Source organism: Aeromonas bivalvium, from assembly GCF_000819765.1.
GTDB classification, from domain to species: domain Bacteria; phylum Pseudomonadota; class Gammaproteobacteria; order Enterobacterales; family Aeromonadaceae; genus Aeromonas; species Aeromonas bivalvium.
Genome location: NZ_CDBT01000020.1, coordinates 38141 through 56962, shown reverse-complemented (window position 1 = coordinate 56962; position 18822 = coordinate 38141). Strand labels below are relative to the sequence as shown.

Here is an 18822-nt window from a genome sequence, read left to right as displayed (position 1 = left end):
CCCCGCCGTGTTGCATCCGCCCCCCCCTGACCCCGTCAGAACAGGGCTATCTCCTCGGCGGTCAGCTCACGGTATTCGCCGGGCGCCAGCGTCTCGTCCAGCGCCAGGGCGCCGATCTGCTCGCGATGCAGCCCCACCACCTTGTTGCCGATGGAGGCAAACATCCGCTTGACCTGATGGTACTTGCCCTCGTGAATGGTGAGGCGCGCCTCGCACTCCCCCAGCAGCTCGAGCTGTGCGGGGCGGGTCTTGTCGGTTTCGTTGCGCAGGAAGACGCCGTCGGCAAACAGGGAGATGGCGTCCGAATGCACGGGATCGGCCAGCCAGACCCGATAGGTCTTGGCGCACTCGTGACGGGGCGAGGTGATGCGATGGGACCACTGACCATCGTCGGTCACCAGCACCAGGCCCGTGGTGTCGAGGTCGAGACGGCCCACCACATGAAGTTTGCCCATGGCCGGCTCGTCGAGCAGCTGGAACACGGTGGCGTGATCCGGATCCTCGTTGGAGCAGACGTAGCCCTCCGGCTTGTGCAGCATGAAGTAGCGGTTGCCCTGGCTCAGGGTCAGCAGGACGCCGTCAAATTCCACCTGGCTCTGCTCGTTGATGTGAAAGGCGGGCTGCTTGACCACGATGCCGTCCACCACCACCTCGCCCTGCCGGATCAGCTTGCCTGCCAAAGAGCGGGTCAAATCGGAACAATCGCACAGAAACTTGTCGAGCCGCATTCACTACCTCAATTGCCATCGGGAAAAAGGCGACATTATATCGGCCAAGCGTGACAACTCCAGCAATAACGCCCCATGGGTATGTGATGGCGCACGAACCGGGTGATAGACTCGCGCCCATCTCGCTTCGAGTATCACGCAAGCCGGTGACCCTATGCCTTCATCCTCCGCCCATCCCGTCATCGCCGTCGACGAACTCGCACCCGGCATGTTTGTGGTCGCCATCGTCAGCCAGCGTGCCGGCCTGGAGATAGCCCAGAGCGGCTTGGTCCACACCCGGCAGCAGATAGCCAGCCTGAAGGCCCGTGGCGTGCTGACGGTACGCATCGATCCCGAGCGCAGCCAGCGGAACCAACCCGAGCCCGAGGCCCCCGCCAGACAGGGGCAGGCCCCCGGCACATCGGGGCGAGTCAAGGGCGAGGGACGCCCCCCCAAGATCCGCCGCCTGTATCAGGAGGCCCGCGAGCTGCAAGGCAAGTTCATTCGCCATCTCAAGGCGGGGGAACCCATCGACATCACCCCCCTGGCGGCGGTGGCCGAGGAGATGGTGGACACCATGTTCACCCATGGGGACGCCATGCTCTGCCTGGCCCGGATCCGCGCCAAGGATGCCTACCTGATGGAGCACTCCATGAACGTGGCCATACTGCTGGCCAACTTCGGCCGCTACCTCGGCCTGGCGCGCAGCGTGCTCAAGGAGCTGACCCTGGGGGGCCTGCTCCATGATGTGGGCAAGATCATGACCCCCAATGAGGTGCTCAACAAGCCGGGCAAGTTGACCGATGAGGAGTTCGCCATCATGCGCGAGCATGTGGTGCACAGCCATGACATCCTCATCGCCACCAGCGGCATCACCCCCACCATGCTGGAAGTGGCCACCAACCACCACGAGCGGCTCGACGGCTCAGGCTACCCCCGTCGACTCAAGGGGGAGCAGCTCTCCCTCTACACCCGCATGAGCGCCATCGTCGATGTCTACGACGCGGTGACGGCAGACAGGGTCTACAAGCAGGGAATGCCGCCGACCCAGGCGTTTCGCATCCTGCTCAAGGGCGCCGCCAGCCACTTCGACGAGGAGCTGGTGACGCGCTTTATCAAGTGCATGGGGGTCTATCCGGTGGGGACTCTGGTGCAACTCTCCAACCAGCGGCTGGCCATAGTGATGCAGCGCAACGAACAGCAGCCGCTCAAGCCGCTGGTCAAGGTGATCTATCACGCCAGCCGGCGCCACTATCTCGATGTCCAGTGGCTGGATCTGGCCAAGCCAGGTACCCAGGAGCGCATAGAGAGTACGGTGGATCCCAAGGACTACGGCATCAATCTCGCGAACTTCGTGTGATCCTGTGCCATCGTCTGCAAGCGAAGGCACTCATACGCCCCGCCTGGGTCCTTCATATCGGCTCATCGGGATGCCTGTCTGGCCTGCTCCAGTGGCGCATCAGGAATTCTCCATCGAGGGGGGAGAGATCAAAGCGCAGACAGGCCTCCTCGATGGCATGAGGGTCATTGGCGTGCCCCTGTGCCAGCCAGCGCACCGCCCGGCGCAGATCCTCACCATGGGGTAACAGGGCATGATCGCTCATCGGGAGCCTCCACTCGCTGCATGGCCCACCGACTCGGGCCGTTACGAATAGTTTAGCCCGCAGCCTCCTGATCAGCGCCCTGGCCTCGAGGCCCTTTGCCGGGGGCGAGCGCCCCATCCAGCAACCGCTCCCGATTGACGCCGCCCCCCCGATGGGGGTTATGCTCGGGGCCTGATCCCCTCGCCCGGACAACCCAGGCCCCCATCTCGCACAAGGAAACCCAATGCAAACCAAGGACAAGTGTCTGGCCGCCCTGGTCATTCTCTGCTGGGGCTCAACTTCGTGGCCATCAAGTGGGGGCTGGAGGGAATACCGCCGCTGTTGCTGGGGGCGCTGCGCTTCGTCGGCGTGGTCTTCCCCGCCATCTTGCTGGTACCCAGACCCGCTATGCCCTGGCGCTGGCTGCTGGCCTATGGCGGCGCCATCAGCCTGGGGCAATTTGCCTTTCTGTTTTGCGCCATGAAGTTCGGCATGCCGGCCGGCATGGCCTCCCTGGTGCTGCAATCCCAGGTGGTGTTCACCCTGCTGTTCGCCATGATCTGGCTGGGGGAGCGCTGGCAGCCTCATCACTGGGTGGCCCTGCCCCTGGCGGGAGCAGGTCTTTATCTCATCGCCACCCATGGCGAGGGCAACCTGACCCTGCTCGGTTTCGTGCTGACCCTGTGTGCCGCCGCCTGCTGGGGCCTTGGCAACGTCATCAACCGCCAGATTGGCCTGCGCTATCAAACCTCATTACCCAGCCTGATCGCCTGGGGCGGCCTGGTGCCCATCCTGCCCTTCTTCGCCCTCTCCTGGCTGTTCGAGGGGCCGGATGTCATTGCCAGCAGCCTGCTCCACATCAGCTGGCAGGGGCTGCTCTGCGTGCTCTATCTGTCTCTGGTCGCTACCTGGCTCGGTTATGGCCTGTGGGGACGGCTGCTGATGCGCTACCCGGTGGCACAGGTGGCGCCGCTCTCCCTGCTGGTGCCCTGCGTCGGCATGGTGGCCGCCGCCCTGCTGCTCGACGAGCATCCCACGACCTTGCAGTGGCTGGGGTCGGCCCTGGTGCTGCTCGGCTTCGTGGTCCATCTGCTGGGCGGAAAAGTGAGGTTGTTCAAGGCACAAGCCGAGCATTGACCTCGGTAGGGAAACTTCCCATCATGGGGCGAGCCCACTCGGCCCCACATGTTGACCCGGCAGGACGCCCATCATCAGGAGAGCAAGGACATGCTGCACAATTCACCCTCGGTCATTTCCTCATTACCGCGAGCCATGCGGATCGCGGTCATGGTGCTCCCCCTCTGCTGGAGCGCCGTAGGCTGGAGCGCCACCCTGCCGGCGGATCTCGCCTGGGAGAGCAACGATACCGATCCCGTCTATGCCGATCCCGCGGCCAGGCGGGGCGGGACCTTTCACACCTTCATGACCAGTTTCCCCCTGACCCTGCGACTCTACGGGCCCGACTCCAACGGCGGCTTCGCCGGCTATGTCAGGGAGACCAACCTGCCGCTGCTCAGCACCCACCCCATCACCGGCAACCCCATGCCGATGCTGGCAAACCAGTGGGGCTTCGGCAGCGATCACAAGACCCTCTATTTTCGCCTCAACCCCAAGGCCCGCTGGTCGGACGGCAAGCCGGTGACCGTCGATGATTTCCTGTTCACCCTCAAGATGCTGCGCAGCAAGGAGATAAACGACCCCTGGTACAACAACTACTACAGCACCCAGATAACCGAGGTCACCAAGTTCGATGAGCGCACCCTCGCCATCACCAGCGGCAGCGAGAAGAGCCGCCAGGATCTGCTGGAATCCCTGCCCTTTACGCCCGTCCCCAGCCATGCCATCAAGCTGACGACCAACTGGGTCAAGGAGTACAACTGGAAGGTGCTGCCGGTCAGCGGCCCCTATCAGATCGGCGAGGTGAAGAAGGGCAAATCCATCACCTTCAGACGAGTCAAGGATTGGTGGGGGGACGGGGAGCGCTACTTCCAGCACCGCTTCAATCCGGATCGGATCGACGTCAAGGTGCTCAGGGATCAGAACATCGCCTGGCAGCACTTCCTGCGCGGCGAGCTGGATACCTTCGGTCTGGTCATGCCAAACTGGTGGCACGACAAGACCAGAACGGCGGAATTTGAAAAGGGCTATATCGAGCGACGCTGGTTCTACAACCAGACACCTCAGTCCCCCATGGGACTCTACCTCAACACCGCCGATCCCCTGCTAAAGGATCGCAATGTGCGGCTCGGCATCCAGCACGCCCTCAATCTCGACAAGATGCTCGCCACCCTGCTGCGAGGGGATTATCAGCGCCTTCACAGCTATGGCTCAGGCCAGGATGACTTTACCAATACCGAGATCAGGGCGCGCCCGTTCGATCCCAAGCTGGCGCGGGACTACTTCGCCAAGGCCGGTTTCACCCAGGCCGGGCCCAACGGCATATTGCAAAACGACAAGGGCCAACCCCTCTCCCTCAGCATCACCTACACCACGGCGGAGCATGCCCAGCGCCTCACCCTGCTGCGGGAGGAGGCGAAGAAGGCGGGACTCAATCTGGAACTGAATCTGATGGATGCCTCCGCCGGTTTCAAATCCATGCTGGAGAAGAAACACCAGAGTGCCTGGATGGCCTGGAGCGGCGGCCGCTACCCCGCCTACTGGGAGTTCTTCCACAAGGTCAATGCCAACAAGCCCCAGACCAACAACATCATGAACATAGATGATGACGCCATCACGACCCTGGTGGAGCAATACGACAAGGAGTTCGATTTTGCCAAGAAGGCGGCGCTGTCACGGCAGATCCAGCAGCGCCTCTATGAACTGGCCAGCTTCGTGCCCGCCTATCAGGTACCCTACACCCGGGAAGGGGCCTGGCGCTGGATCAAGCTGCCCAAGGTGCCCGCCACCCCCAAGAGCGACCTGCTCTACTGGCCTCTGGACGGGGGCAACAGCGGCTACAGCTATGGCGGCCTGCTCTGGATTGACGAAGAGGCAAAAGCACAGACCAAAGCCGCCATCAAGGCAGGCCAGTCCTTCCCGGCAGTCACGCTGACCGACACCACCTATCAGCAGAAATGAGGCGCTCCCGCGGGAGCTGTGCACACCCGGCAAAACAAAAGACCCCGCCTGCTGGCGGGGTCTTTAGTTGCAGCCTGAAGCGGGGCGATCAGCCGCGCTTGGCCTGCTTCTGGGCGATGGCGTCGGCCACGTCGGCGGGCTCGAGCACTATGCCTTCCTGATCCGGGGTCGGGAACACAGCCACGCACAGTTCATCTTGCTCCATGCCGTCGACCCAGCGCTCCAGCCACACCTTGAGGGTGATGGACTGGGGCTTGCAGTCGGCCCACTCCCCTTCGGCCCACGCCTTGGCGTACTCGGGGTGCGGCCAGACAGGGATGCAGTCTTCATCTTCCGTGGTCAGCATCATGACGCCGTGCTCATCGGTCAGGACAAACAGCTCTTCGTGCTCGACCAGCTTGCTGATGAAGTGATCAAAGCGGTAGTCGGCGTTCAGTTGCAGCGCGGCATTGCGCTCGGTATCGGTCAGTTCATAGCTCATGATCAAGCCTCTTGTGGGTACTTGTGGGCGTGGCAGTGAGCCAATCGAGGGCAGAAAAGACCCTGATCGGCGCCGCTCGCGCAATAAAGGGCGCCATGTTCACATCTTGCCACGGCCTTGTCCAGTGACAGGGGCGGATCCCGCCGCCTTGCGCCTCTGCCCCCCCACACACCTTGCCCATCACCCTGAGCCTGGTTGTGTGTTTACTCAGGCAGCGTCGGGGTCAACAGCTCCACCCCCTCCTGCTCGCTCAGACGCTGGCGCAACCAGTAAGCCGATTCGACCTCGACGAAACAGAGCAGATCCTGCCCCCTGGCCGCCGCCATCAACTGGCTCAGCCTCAGCGCTTGCTGCTGCTCCCAGGCCGCCGCCAGCTGGGTGCCGTGCGCCTCATCCACCACCTCCCGCCGCAGCTCGAACAGGTTATCGGTGATCGGGTGGTTTATTTTGGCGGGGTGGCGCCAGTAGAGATGCAGGTTCTCCTGCATCTCTTCGTCATAGCTGGCCAGGGCGTCCAGCTCGGGCGTCTCACCGCCGCCAGTGGCAAACTCGCACCAGCCGGGGGCCAAGGAGGCGAGCTCGCGCAGCATCCGGGGGGGAGTGACGGCCTTCAGGGCTGCCACATCCGCGCTGGCCAGAGGCGGCAACCATACCTCCCCCTCATGGTCCCGGATCAGCGGCACGAGTTGCGCCACCGGATAGATGGGGAAGCGGGGGGCGAGCTGATGCAGCAAGGAGATCAGGGTGATGCGGGTCATGATGGCAACCTTGGAAAAAAGATGATGGGGCCGGGCCGGTGAGGCCCTATCCTATCACGGCGTGGCACAATGCTCATCTGTGCCAACTGTTTGAAAAAACACCATTCAACTTGCCCGCTTGCCGTAATGGCCAATAGTTTGACCCAGCGCCCACTAAACTCCCTAGGGGAGTGCTAATTTGCATACATCATTAGCGTAAGGAGCCTGTCCATGATTGGGATCGACCAGATTTCCGAAGAGTTTGTTCACGAGCTGAAAATACTGGCCTGCTTTGATCCGGCGAATATGAGCGTGGGGATCAAATTACGCAGTGATATGAGCGATGCCCTGTGTCAGGCAGCACAACGCCTGCACAGCCAAGGCCTGATCAGTGCCATCGATGGTGGTTACCTGACCCCCTTTGGCATGACGATGGTGGAACACCTGCAGCACCTGCTGGTCGCCCTCAAACCGGAGGCCTAGCCGCCCAGAGTGCGAAGTCGAGCAGCTCCCAGCGCGCCCCCTGGCGCAGATGACACGCAAACAGCAAAGGACCCTCGGGTCCTTTTACATTGCCGCCCACCCACCATTGCCCGGCCTGAGCGGGCACGGGGCGAGTCTCGATACTGATGGGGGTTGTCTCAACCCCCAGACGAACATGCACGAAGCGCAGACAGGTCATCCTGGCCTGCTCGGCGCCAACCACATCAGGGCTGGCGGCGCTCGACTCGGGAGCCATGAGTGAGGAAGGTGACCCCTGTGCCGTCGCGAGCACCAGACTTGCGGCCAACCAGGCCCCTCTCTTCATAGGCTTGCGCAAACGATCACTCTCCTCTCCCCCCTGACATGGGACGAGACGCGCCAGAGCAGGCGGAACATACCTTGTTCTCCATGGCACTATGAAGAGCCTGGAAACGGCTGCTTGCATCGCCCGCCAGCGTGGCGCATGCCACACCATGACGGTCGCCTGGATGCCAGAAAAACAAAAAGCCGTGGTACCTGAGGCACCACGGCTTTCTTAAATTCTGTAACAATTACAGAGCGGTTACGTTCTCAGCCTGCGGGCCTTTCTGACCTTGGGTCACGGAGAACTGTACGCGCTGACCTTCAGCCAGGGTACGGAAGCCGTTACCTTGAATGGCGCTGAAGTGTACGAACACATCCGGGCCGTTTTCTTGCTGGATGAAGCCGAAGCCTTTGGTTTCGTTGAAGAATTTAACGGTACCGGTGATCATGTTAGACATATCTATAAACCTGTATTCAAAAATTACTCGTGCCTTGAAAGGCGGACAAAGCTTCGAAAGAGGGAGTGACTTATGAACAACAGGAAAAGATGCAGGACATCGTATTCATTGACATAAACATCGCCTTTTTCAAGCTCGATTGATTATACGTGGCTTTGCTCATTACGCAAACATATTTGTGCCCCGCCAACGCGGAGCACAGCGACTATCAACTCGCCGCTTCCAGCGCCTGCACCAGCGCCTTGAGGAAGCGTGCCGCCTCGCCGCCGGTACAAGCCCTGTGATCAAACGTCATCGACAATGGCAACGCCCTGATTGGTCGCGCCTCTCCCTGCACGAACACCACCTTTTCGAACAGGGTGCCGGCCCCTACGATGGCCACCTGGGGCGGGGTCACGATCGGGCTGGCATAGCGACCGGCAATGGCACCGAAGTTGGTGAGGGTGATGGTGGCCCCCTGCAGCATCTCCCTCGGTACGGCCCGCGCCTTGACGTCCGCTATCATGCGATCCAGCCCCTGGCGAATGTCGGCGGGTTCGCGTTCGGCCACATTCTCCATCACGGGGACATAGAGTCCATGGCGTGAATCCACAGCGATCGCCACATTGACCTCATCAAACAGGCGCCGCGACAGGGTCTCCCCATCAAACCAGGCATTCATCGAAGGCTCGGCGCGGCAGGCGACTCCGATGGCCTTGATGAGGCGCACGGTCACATCTTCATCGGCTCGCCAGGCGCGCAGGTCGACCTCGTCCGTGATGCTGACCGGCACCACGGTACGGTGGGAATGTTCCATTGCCTTGGCCATGGCCCGGCGTGCCCCCTTGAGAAATTCGTTGCCGCTGCCTTGCTGGGCCTCGAACGCCAGCTGCACGTCCTGCTCCAGCACCAGACCACCGGCACCGCTGCCCTTGAGGCCGTTGATCTCCACCCCCAGCTGCTGAGCCAGCAGGCGTACCGCAGGCATCGCCTGTACCAGTTGCCCGCCGGACGCCAGCACCCCGGCCACGAAGTGATCCTCTATGTGTTGCTGAGTACTGCTCACCTTGCCGACCACGGTGCCGTCGTCTTCGCCTCCCTCAAACTCCACCAGGGGGGCGCCGATGTGCAATATATCTCCCTCCTGGCCACAGAGCCGGGCAATGACGCCATTGACCGGGGAAGGCACATCCACCAGCGCCTTGGCGGTTTCGACCGAGAGCAGCACCTGATCCACCTTGACCTCATCCCCGGCGGTCACCTTCCACTCCACTATCTCCGCCTCGGCCAGCCCTTCGCCAAGATCCGGCAATTTGAAATATTTCATGACCCTTTCTCCATCCGCTGGGACATCACCACATGCTGAACACTCTCATGGCGCTTTGTTGATGGGCGGCCAGATCGCCACATTGTGAAACGTGTCATCGCCATTTGTTCTCCATCAGCTGGTGAGCCGCCTGGGCTATATCCTGTTCCGTGATGAGGTAGTGCTCCTCATTGCGGTAATAAGGCACGGCGGCATCGACACCGGTCAGACGCCTGGGGGGCGCCTTGAGACTGGGGAGCGCCTCCTCCGTGACCCTGGCCACTATTTCGGCGCCCACCCCGAAGCTGCCGCACGCCTCATGGACCACCAGCAAGCGACCCGTCTTGCGTACCGAGGCAAGGATGCTCGCCATGTCCAGGGGCTTGATGGTGGCCAGATCCAGCACCTCGCACTGGATGCCCTCTTCACTGAGGATCTGGCTCGCCTTCATCACCTCCAGGAGACAGGCGCCCCAGGCCACCACCGTCAGGTCATGACCGGAACGCAGGGTAAAGCAGACGTCCAGCGGCAGGCCCACACCGTCGTCCACCACGTCCGATTTCATGGCGCGATAGATGCGATCCGGCTCGAAGAACATCACGGGATCCGGGCAGCGGATGGCTGAGAGCAGCAGACCATAGGTCCGTTTGGGGCTTGATGGGATCACCACCCTCAACCCCGGGATATGGGCAAACAGCGCCTCGACGCTCTCGCTGTGGTGTTCGGGTGAGTGGATGCCGGCCCCATAGGGGGAGCGATAGACGATGGGGCAGCTCAGGCGCCCCCGGGTGCGATTGCGCATGCGCGCCGCCTGACAGACGATCTGCTCCATGCCGGGGAAGACGAATCCCTGAAACTGGAACTCGGCCACCGGCTTGAGCCCCTGGGTCGCCATGCCGACCGCCACCCCGGCGATCAATCCTTCCGCCAGGGGCGTGTCTATCACCCGCTTGAAGCCAAATTTGTCACGCAGACCGACGGTGGCACGAAACACGCCGCCGTTGACCCCCACATCTTCCCCCAGTACCACCACGTCCGGGTCCTGCTCCATCTCGTGATGCAGGGCCAGGTTGACTGCCTCGAGCAGGGTCATGTCACTCATGGCATGCCTCCTCGCCAGATTCGATGCAAGACGACAGGTCCACGCCCGGCACGAACAGAGGGATACCTTCCTGTGTCCTCGACTTATTCATAGGATCGCCCTCCCTGCCCGGCCATGGCCTTGTCGATGATACGCTGGCGCTGACCGAGATAATCCCGGGGCAGCTCGGCAAACTGGTAATCGATGAGCGATTCCGGCGGCTGGGCCGTCATGGCCTCATAGGCAGCCACCGCCTGCTCCACCTGGCTGGCGGCTTCGCTCAGCAGGGTCTGTTCCCGGGACTCGTCCCACCAGCCGCGCTCGACCATGAACTGGCGCAGCCGCTTGACCGGCTCCTTCGCCCAGGCCGCTTCGACTTCGGCGGCGTCGCGATAACGGGTCGCATCGTCCGCCGTGGTGTGGTCACCGAGCCGGTAGCTGATGGCCTCGATCAGGGTGGGCCCCTTGCCGGCGCGGGCCCGCTCCACCGCCGTCAGGGTGGCATCGTAGACGGCGAGCACGTCGTTGCCATCGACCTGGATGCTGGGCACCCCGGCACCAATGCCTTTCTGGGCCAAGGTGGGGGCACTCGATTGCAGCTTGCGCGGCACCGAGATGGCCCACTGGTTGTTGTTGATCACCATCACCATGGGCAGATGCCAGACGCCGGCGCAGTTGAGCCCCTCGAGGAAGTCCCCCTTGGAGGTGCCGCCATCGCCGATGGTGACCACGGCCACTCTGGCTTGCTGACGCAGCTTGAAGGCGGCCGCCACCCCACAGGCATGGGTCACTTGCGTGGCGATGGGCACACAGATGGGCAGATCTTCGGAGGGGGTGCCGTCTGGCTTGTTGAAGACGCTACCCCGCTCATCGCCGCCCCAATACTGGAGATTTTTTTCCATGGGCACGCCGCGCACGAACAGGGTCGGCATGTCGCGGTAGTAAGGCACATAGACGTCCTGGGCCTGCATGGCGAGACCGACGCCAATCCCGACCGCCTCGGCCCCCAGATGGGAGGGGAAGGTCCCCAGCTTGCCGGTACGTTGCAGCGCGATGGCTTTCTTGTCATAGCTGCGCACCATCACCATGTTGCGGTAGAAGGTGTGCAGCAGCTCCTTGTCCAGCCAGGTCGGTAGTGTGGCGACCGGGCGCCCCCCCTCATCGAGGTAACGAAGGAAAGGGATGTCGACATGGGTCATAACTGGCTCCTTGCCGTGGTTACGTCACCACCAGAGGTGACCCTTAAAATGTAAACAGGATGTTAACCAAAGCGCAATGTGGCAAAAGCAAATAACCCCAGCGATATCCTCTGTATTTTGGTTGAAAAGCAGCCGGTTGGTCTGATGGACTGGCAACAAAAAAGGAGCCTCTCCCGGCTCCTCTTTGCATCATGTGGCCGCAAGGCCGCTCCCCGCCAAGGGGGTCACCCCTGGGGTGTCAGGCATCCCACAACCGGGTCGGCACCACCAGCAGCACGGTACGCTGGCCGATGGCGACATTGGCATTGGGGAAGACCACGGCCTCCCGCTCCTGCTCCACCACATGGCGCAGATCGCCATCTTCCGCCAGCACGAAACCTTGCGGAAATTCGGTGAAATTGTCGACATCACTGGCAAACAGGAAGCGAAAATCCGCAGTGCGCTTGTTGATCACCCGATCGATGGTGAAGATGTTGAAATCCTCCGGCCGCCAGGGTTCCAGCCGGACGCGCTCTTCGCAGACCAGCTCCTGCAACGCCTGTCTGGCCTCGATGAAGCGGGTCATGTCATTCTCGCCGAAGGGACGCACCTTGCCGAGCTCCACCGTGAAGCCATGGGCGCCATGCTGATGGGCGCTGTAATAGCTGAAGGTGGTAGTGGGGCCGTTCGAGAGCAAGATGGTGCGCACCCCGCAGGCACCGAGGAAGCGGATCTGCTCCTGGCTGTAGGGGCGTTCGTGGGGGAAGGGGTAGACGGCGAACTTCTCGTGACGGGAGCCGCGGATGGCGGTATGCAGATCATAATGCAGTCGCTCGGCCCCGGAGTCGGAGTAGAAGCGGGACACATACTGTTCGAGACGCATGGCGCGGATCCGCTCCCGGTTGCACAGCCCCTCCCCCTTGCTGTGGGCACCGCTGAACAGCCGGTTCATGTTCTCTTCGACCTCCCGCACCCCCAGGTTCATGGCCGCCGGGTTGCCAAACAGAAACAGGACCCGATGGCGGGCGCTCAGCGCTCCCCCGAGCAGCTTGCCGAGCAGCTGGTTGCAAAGCTCGATGGGGGCCGTCTCGTTACCGTGAATGCCACAGGAGAGCACTATCTCCTTGCCGGGATCGGCGCGCAGGCCCTCGGCCGGCTCGATGCAGATCACTCCGGTATCCCACACCTGCGCCAGGGCCCCATCGGCCAGGGAAAAAGAGAAGGGATCGAGCTGCCATTCGTGGCGGCGACTCAGCGCCAGGAAGTCATGTTGAGGGATCATCCGTTTCACCATCTTGTCACTGTCGATGGCGCAGATTATACGGCAGCGGCCTGCCTTAAAAACAATTTTTTAAACAAATTCAATCATTAGAATAACAATGCAAGAGGGAACGAGCTCCATGCAGTCATCAGAGTGCGGGGCAGGGCAAGGGGGTAAACGAGGGAGCATTCAGGGGAGCAGGAGGTTGGCCGGGGGCCGGTGAGGCGAGGAGAGAAACGAGGCATCCATGCCAGGTCAATCAACCACGCCAGAACGGCTTGCTGGTTTCCTGATAGCGGTCGGCTTCGTTCAGGCCGATATCCTTGAGCAGGTAGGCGGGCAGCTCGGAGAGCTGGCGACGGCTGCGGCTGCGTTCCAGCCAGGTCAGGAAGGTCTGTTTGGCGCGAGTCGCCAGGTTCAGCTCGCTGGACTGCTGGTAAGCGGCTTGGGTGTAGGTCATGTTGGCCATGGTGCGGCTCCTCTCATTTGGTTGCCGCAAGCTTAGGAGCTGTCTCCCCCTGTCTCAATTGACGAATTTTGATACAGTGCATTAGGAAAACTAATGGCGACACCAGGGTGATATTTTTATATAACAAATTGAATTTAAAAGAAAAATAAAAACACCTCCGCCCATTTCGGCGCAAACAGCAGATTGTGCTCCCCGACCTCGGGTTAACTATGCACTTTATCTTTGCGCTTATGCAGCCCCCAGGTTCCGGGCCAGGGAGGAGGCATCCCCAGTACCGTCAACATGCTGCATAATTGATCGTAAGGTGTTGCCAGATATCAACAAATGTACCATTTCATTACATGATCAGGGTCCATCAAACGAGCGCCGTTTAACTCTCATTTTATCCCTGCCACCCCAGGCCCGCATATCCCGCCACAGGCCCTTGCCCTCCTCTCGCCTCTGGGTCGATCCCGGCTCGGGTTGACACCGAACACTGTCTATTTATACAGTTATGCGGTGACGCGCACCGCATCTAAGGTGCCCCTTCCCCCTTTACCGAGAATCGAATCATGGCCACCTTTACCCCCCAAGCCGCCCTGCGCCAGCAGATGAGCGAGCTGGAGAGCCTGCTGGCCGAGCTGGCGAGCCGGATCGCCCGCCTCCCCCTGCTGGAGGCTCAGGTCTATCCCCTGCCTCCCGTGTTGCAAGGACAAGAGCATGATCCCATCAGCCAGATAGAGGTGGGGCTGCTCGAGGGAGAGGCGGCCCGGGCGGCCGCACTCGCCGCCTACCAGCATCATGGGGCCCGTCCCGGCTGTTCGACCAAATCCACCCAGCGCCTGCCTGGCTGGCTGCGGCTGCCGGCCGAGGCCGCCCCCCTGCTTGTCCCGCTGATCGAGGAGATAAACCGCAGCAAGCTGGCCTTCAAGGCGCTGGTGCAGCAGGCGGGAGGCCGAGACGAGAAGTTCGAGCTGGTCCACAACGCCCTGCCCGGGGTCATCACCTTGCAGATCTACCGTCAGCTCACCCTGCTGGCGGGGGATCTCCATTCACTCGGCTTCACCTGGGCAGACAAGCAGACCATCAGCCGACTCAGCCGGGAGCAGGTGATCGCCATGCTGGAGCGCAGTCGCCGCTATGTGCCCGCCCTCTCCCACCCACAGCAGTGGCAGCAGATGGTGGACAAGGAGATCTACGATATCCGCCGCCTGTCCGCCGACAGCGAGCTGCGCATTCGTCGCCCGGTCAAGACCCACCCCATGATCAACCTGCTCTGGCGGGACAGAGAGCCGAGAAAGCAGCAGATCAAGGCGAGCCTCCCCCTGCTGCTGTGCGCCGACGCCTCCCCCGCCATCAAGCCCCTGGGCCACTATCCCCCCAAGCTGCGCCAGCCGAGGCGGGATCGCAAGATAGGGGAGCGTCCCCTCATAGAGCGGCTTCATCTCTATCTATACGAGCCCCTCGACTGAGGCGGTGAGCATTCGCTACCGCGGCGGGACAACGCCCTTGCTGAAAGCGCAGGCGTGAACAGAGCCGGGCAGTGGCGTCAGGAATCAGCTGCCTGTCATCGCCGCCCACCTGGAGAGCCGCGACCCGCTGGCGCCGGCAAGGCAGGAGAGAGAGCAGATGCAAAACGGCCCCCGCTGCCGCCACGCCGGGGGCGCAGGACAGCGAGGGCCGCATCCCCTTCCATCACCCCATCAAGAGGGCGCGCAGGCTCTCCACATCCAGCCCCTTCACCTCGGACTGGCCGCTCAGCAAGCCATCGGCCAGGGCCCGTTTCTCGTCGTGCAGGGCCACTATCTTCTCCTCCACCGTCTGCTCGCACACCAGGCGATAGACGGTCACCGGCTGGGTCTGCCCCATGCGGTGGGCCCGATCGCTGGCCTGATCTTCCACCGCCGGGTTCCACCAGGGATCCAAGTGCAGCACGGTATCGGCCTGGGTCAGGTTGAGCCCTGTTCCCCCCGCCTTCAGGCTGATCAGAAACAGCGGCACCGGCTCGTTGCGAAAGCGCAGGATAGACTCCTGGCGGGACTTGGCGGAGCAACCGCCGTCCAGGTAGCAGTAATCCCAGCCCCGCTTGGCGATGCGATCCCGCAGCAGGCTCAGCAAATCGACGAACTGGCTGAACACCAACACCCGATGGCCGCCGTCGATGGCTTCGTCCAGCAGGGCCATGGCCTCGTCCAGCTTGCTGTTGCTATGGGCCCAGGTCGGCATGATGAGGGAGGGAGAGCAGCAGAGCCGGCGCAGCCGGGTCAGGCCGCTCAACACGTGCATCAGGGCGCGGCCGTCGGCACTTTGCACCTGCTGCACCACCTCGCGCCGGGTCGCCTCGTAGAGCTGGCGCTCCTCGGCGGAGAGGCTGATGTGATGTACTATCTCCGTCTTGTCCGGCAGCTCGGTCAGCACCTGCTGCTTGAGGCGGCGCAGGATGAAGGGGCTGATCACGGCCCGCAGCAGCGCCATGTGCTCGGGATCCTTCACCGCCTTGCCAAAACGGCGCTTGAACTCCCCGAGGCTGCCGAGCAGACCGGGGTTGATAAAGGTGAACAGGCTCCACAGCTCCCCCAGATGGTTCTCTATGGGGGTGCCGGAGAGGGCGAGACGAAAATCTCCGTCGAGCTGGAACAGCAGCTTGGCGCGCTGGGTACCGGCATTCTTGATCTGCTGGGCTTCATCCAGCACCATACTTGCCCAGTGACGCCCCTTGAGCGCCGCGGCCAGCCCCCCCAGCATGCCGTAGTTGACCAGCACCAGCTGGCCCGCCCTGGCGTTGGCAATCTGCCCCTCCCGATCCACTCCGGGCTCGAAGGTGATCACCTCCAGTTCGGGGGCGAAGCGGGCCACCTCCTCCTGCCAGTTGGTGACCACTGACTTGGGCACCACCACCAGGGCCGGGCCCAGCTGCTGGCGCATGCGCAGCACGATGAGCGCCTGCAGGGTCTTGCCCAGGCCCATGTCGTCGGCGAGGCAGGCGCCAAAGCCGTGATGGGCCAGGGTCGCCAGCCAGCGCACCCCCTCCTTCTGATAATCCCGCAGCGGGGTAAGCAGCTCGGGGGGGCAATCCACCTCCTGCTGCCACTCGGCCTGCAGCGCCTGCCAGGCGCTGTCCCCCTGGGTGCTGATCACCGAGAGCAATCGGGTCAAGGGGTAGGCGAGCCGGGTGTTGACCCTCTGCTCCTCGTCGAGCATGGCCCCCAGCATGGTGAGCCGCTCCACCAGCTTGTCGCTCAGCACCAGACTGGTCTGCTCGTCGAGCTGGACGGTACGCTGACCCGGAGCGAGCTGGCGCAGGATGAGGCGCAGATCCAGCACCTCGTGTTCATCCAGGCTGAGGGCCCCCTCGACCTGGAACCAGTCCTGGCGCCGCTCGATGCGCAGGCTCAGGGCCGCCTCGTCCAGACTCTTGAGCCGGGCACTGTCCTGATGCCAATGGATGCGCACCTGCCGCTCCACCAGCTCGGGCAGGGCGTTGACCAGGGTAAGCGCCTGCTCCCCCTGCAGCAGCCATTCGGTGCCGGGCAAGTCCATGGGCAACTGGTTGCGCAGCCACTGGGCTTCCCGCTTCTCCTCGGCCAGATCCCGCGCCCAGTAGAGGGACTCCTTCACCCCCTGACGCACCACCGCCTCCCCCTTGCCAAGGGCCAGGGCGGGTGCATCATCGAGCCGGGTAACCAGGCGAACCGCGAGCTGCCCCTCCTGCCAGTCCAGCTCCACCGAGGCCAACCCGGGCCAGGGCTTTAGCTCGACATTGCCCTCGAGCCCAGGCACCTCGCTGTGCCAGGGCAAGCCCTGGATACCATTGAGGGTCTGCTGCAAGGTGGCGAGCCCCTCCCCCGGCAGGGGCGGGATCGCCGACAGGGCGGGCAGCAGGGGCAGCAGACCGGGGGGGGTCAGCATCAGCTGCCACAAGTCCTGGGCCAGGGGCACTATGTGGGCCCCCTTGCCGGCCTGGGCCGGGCTGAGCACGCCGCGCATGCCATCCCCCTCGACCACTATCTGCAACAGGGGGGCACTCAGGGCCAGTTGCAGCTTCTGCCCCTTGGCATTGAGCAGGCGGGGATGGGTGGCGAGCACGGGCCAGATCTCGTCCGGCAGCCGGTTCATGGTGCGCGGCAGCAACCGCACCAGGGCCCAGTCCGCCTCATCGAGCAGGGCCGCATACTGACTGGAGAGCAGGGCGGGATCGACCCTGCGCCCCGCGGTCCACTCCCCCTTGGTGCTCTGCTTCTGGATCTTGCACTCGAGCTCGGGCCCCTCGGCATGGAGCAGCCACACCAGCTGCTCCTTGTTCTTGCGCACCCCACTGGCGCGACCCAGTCCCTGCAGCCAGTTGAGCCAGCTCGCCGATGCGGCTCCCTTGCCTTCGTCGTCCTCCTCGTCCCCCTCTTGCGGGTCCGGTGGCAGGCGATCGAGGGGCCCCAGCCGGGCCTGCTTGCCCAACAGCTGGCGCAACAAGTCCAGGCAAAAACCCATCAATCGATGGCGGGGCGCGCTGGCGAGCAGTTCCTCCAGATCCCACTTGTGCAGGATGGCCACCTGAGGGCTCTGGCTGCCGTGACGGGCCAGGGCGCAGAGATCGAGCCAGAGGTAGCCCCAGTGCAGCTCCTCGGCGGGCAGTTGCAGGGTGTCAAACAGTCCCACCGCCTGGCCATGGCGCTCCCCCGCCCACTGGGCGATGAGATCCTGCAACAGGGCCTGTTGCGGCCCCAGGCTCTTCTGCCACTGCTTGCGCTCGGCATTGGCCAGCTCGGGATCGGCCTGTTGCAGCCAGCCGAGCCAGAGCAGGGTCAGGAAGTTCGCCGGATAACGCCCCTTGCCATGGCGCCCCTGCCACAGGCCGAGGGCGCTCATCAGGCTCTGCGCCAGGGGGGCATCACCGCCGGCAGCGGTCAGGGCCATCAGCTCGGGCCAGTGATGGGGATCATCGGGCAGATCGGTGAAGGGAGCCGCCGACCCCTGCTCCTCGCACAGCCAATGCCACTGGGCGGCCAGCTGGCGATGGGCGGTGCCCAGCTCGGGGGCGAGCGCCGCCCCGGCCAGGGGCCAGGGGCCGGGGGAGGCATCGAGGCTGGCCTGCAGGGCCAGGTGGTCGAGCAGCAGCCGCTGCCACTGGGGGCTGGCCTCGGCCAGCAGGGCCTGGGCATCGGGCAGCTCGAGCAGGGCCAGCAGATCGGCGCCATTGACATAGCCGGGCACCTCCCCCTCCCGACCCAGGCAGAGGGAGCGCACCAGGGCCTGGCCCGGATCCTGCCCGGTGAGGGAGGAGACCCGCGACCAGTCCGGCATGGGACAGAGCCCCTGCCGCACCCCCAGGATCAGCGCCAGGCAGCCCTCGGCGCTCAGGCTCCAGAGCTGCTCGCCCCGCTGCCGAATGAGGCCAAGGTCATGGAGCGCCGTCAACCTGTCGATCAATACCTGACCCAGCGGCAGCTGTTCCTGCAGATAGCGGGTACTGGCGGCGCGCTGCAACTGCAGCTCGCCGAGCAAGGCATAACAATCTGGAGACAAGGTTGGTGCAGACATCAAGACTCACGCGAAGGAGCAAAAGCGGAATTTTAACGGGAAAGCGCCGCCGGCTCGACCCTTAACCATGAAATAACGCAAATTAAATGCCTTGCGCCTCGAGCCCGCCGCAGGGGAATGGCCCGAAGGCACGACGCCGGGTCTGGAAGGAGCAGGGGCACGACAGCGGGCACCAGGACGGGAGCGGCCCGGCCGCCAGGTACG

General features: G+C 63.2%; 15 protein-coding genes and 1 pseudogene. 5 read left to right on the top strand and 11 right to left on the bottom strand.

The window, feature by feature from the left end; all coding sequences use genetic code 11:
* Positions 1 to 35 precede the first annotated feature (35 nt).
* A complete protein-coding gene (gene rsuA / locus BN1119_RS07810) occupies positions 36 to 728 on the bottom strand; it encodes a 16S rRNA pseudouridine(516) synthase RsuA (RefSeq protein ID WP_041996170.1) in 693 nt (230 codons plus the stop codon).
* Positions 729 to 882: 154 nt separating this feature from the next.
* On the opposite strand from rsuA, the gene BN1119_RS07805 reads away from it, so the two are divergent.
* Complete coding sequence (locus BN1119_RS07805) at positions 883 to 2067, top strand: cyclic di-GMP phosphodiesterase (protein ID WP_041996167.1); 1185 nt, start codon at positions 883 to 885, stop codon at positions 2065 to 2067.
* Positions 2068 to 2119: 52 nt separating this feature from the next.
* Here BN1119_RS07805 and BN1119_RS07800 read toward each other — a convergent pair whose 3' ends face one another.
* Entirely contained in the window at positions 2120 to 2311 is a 192-nt protein-coding gene (locus tag BN1119_RS07800; protein ID WP_041996164.1) for a hypothetical protein, read from the bottom strand.
* Positions 2312 to 2534: 223 nt separating this feature from the next.
* Here BN1119_RS07800 and BN1119_RS07795 point away from each other — a divergent pair.
* A pseudogene (locus BN1119_RS07795) lies at positions 2535 to 3427 on the top strand (EamA family transporter).
* A gap of 135 nt (positions 3428 to 3562) precedes the next feature.
* Positions 3563 to 5368, top strand: a complete 1806-nt coding sequence (locus BN1119_RS07790; RefSeq protein WP_244463707.1) for an extracellular solute-binding protein — start codon at positions 3563 to 3565, stop codon at positions 5366 to 5368.
* 88 nt (positions 5369 to 5456) lie between these two features.
* On the opposite strand, the gene BN1119_RS07785 is transcribed toward BN1119_RS07790, so the two are convergent.
* Both BN1119_RS07785 and BN1119_RS07780 read right to left on the bottom strand, forming a co-directional pair.
* The gene (locus tag BN1119_RS07785) at positions 5457 to 5849 is read right to left on the bottom strand and encodes a DUF2750 domain-containing protein (protein WP_041996162.1); all 393 of its coding nucleotides are present in this window, start codon (positions 5847 to 5849) and stop codon (positions 5457 to 5459) included.
* 203 nt (positions 5850 to 6052) lie between these two features.
* Positions 6053 to 6607, bottom strand: a complete 555-nt coding sequence (locus BN1119_RS07780; protein ID WP_041996159.1) for a hypothetical protein — start codon at positions 6605 to 6607, stop codon at positions 6053 to 6055.
* 210 nt (positions 6608 to 6817) lie between these two features.
* Here BN1119_RS07780 and BN1119_RS07775 point away from each other — a divergent pair, with 210 nt between their 5' ends.
* Entirely contained in the window at positions 6818 to 7069 is a 252-nt protein-coding gene (locus BN1119_RS07775; protein WP_041996156.1) for a TIGR02647 family protein, read from the top strand.
* Between the two features lie 551 nt (positions 7070 to 7620).
* Here BN1119_RS07775 and BN1119_RS07765 read toward each other — a convergent pair.
* From BN1119_RS07765 to BN1119_RS07740, 6 genes are all read right to left on the bottom strand, one after another.
* Positions 7621 to 7830, bottom strand: a complete 210-nt coding sequence (locus BN1119_RS07765; RefSeq protein WP_005302803.1) for a cold-shock protein — start codon at positions 7828 to 7830, stop codon at positions 7621 to 7623.
* A gap of 208 nt (positions 7831 to 8038) precedes the next feature.
* Entirely contained in the window at positions 8039 to 9136 is a 1098-nt protein-coding gene (locus BN1119_RS07760) for a dihydrolipoamide acetyltransferase family protein (RefSeq protein ID WP_041996150.1), read from the bottom strand.
* A gap of 94 nt (positions 9137 to 9230) precedes the next feature.
* On the bottom strand, positions 9231 to 10217 hold the full coding sequence (locus BN1119_RS07755; RefSeq protein WP_041996146.1) for an alpha-ketoacid dehydrogenase subunit beta: 987 nt from the start codon (positions 10215 to 10217) through the stop codon (positions 9231 to 9233).
* Between the two features lie 83 nt (positions 10218 to 10300).
* Positions 10301 to 11395, bottom strand: a complete 1095-nt coding sequence (pdhA, locus tag BN1119_RS07750) for a pyruvate dehydrogenase (acetyl-transferring) E1 component subunit alpha (protein WP_041996144.1) — start codon at positions 11393 to 11395, stop codon at positions 10301 to 10303.
* Between the two features lie 238 nt (positions 11396 to 11633).
* On the bottom strand, positions 11634 to 12656 hold the full coding sequence (gene astE / locus BN1119_RS07745; protein ID WP_041996141.1) for a succinylglutamate desuccinylase: 1023 nt from the start codon (positions 12654 to 12656) through the stop codon (positions 11634 to 11636).
* Between the two features lie 238 nt (positions 12657 to 12894).
* Complete coding sequence (locus tag BN1119_RS07740) at positions 12895 to 13104, bottom strand: DUF1127 domain-containing protein (protein ID WP_041996138.1); 210 nt, start codon at positions 13102 to 13104, stop codon at positions 12895 to 12897.
* A 551-nt stretch (positions 13105 to 13655) separates the two neighbouring features.
* On the opposite strand from BN1119_RS07740, the gene BN1119_RS07735 reads away from it, so the two are divergent.
* A complete protein-coding gene (locus tag BN1119_RS07735; protein WP_041996135.1) occupies positions 13656 to 14555 on the top strand; it encodes a DNA replication terminus site-binding protein in 900 nt (299 codons plus the stop codon).
* A gap of 223 nt (positions 14556 to 14778) precedes the next feature.
* Here the strand turns inward: BN1119_RS07735 and BN1119_RS07730 are convergent, their stop codons facing one another.
* Positions 14779 to 18618 carry a DEAD/DEAH box helicase gene (locus BN1119_RS07730; RefSeq protein ID WP_041996133.1) on the bottom strand — a complete coding sequence of 1280 codons (3840 nt, stop codon included), beginning with the start codon at positions 18616 to 18618 and terminating at the stop codon, positions 14779 to 14781.
* Positions 18619 to 18822 lie beyond the last annotated feature (204 nt).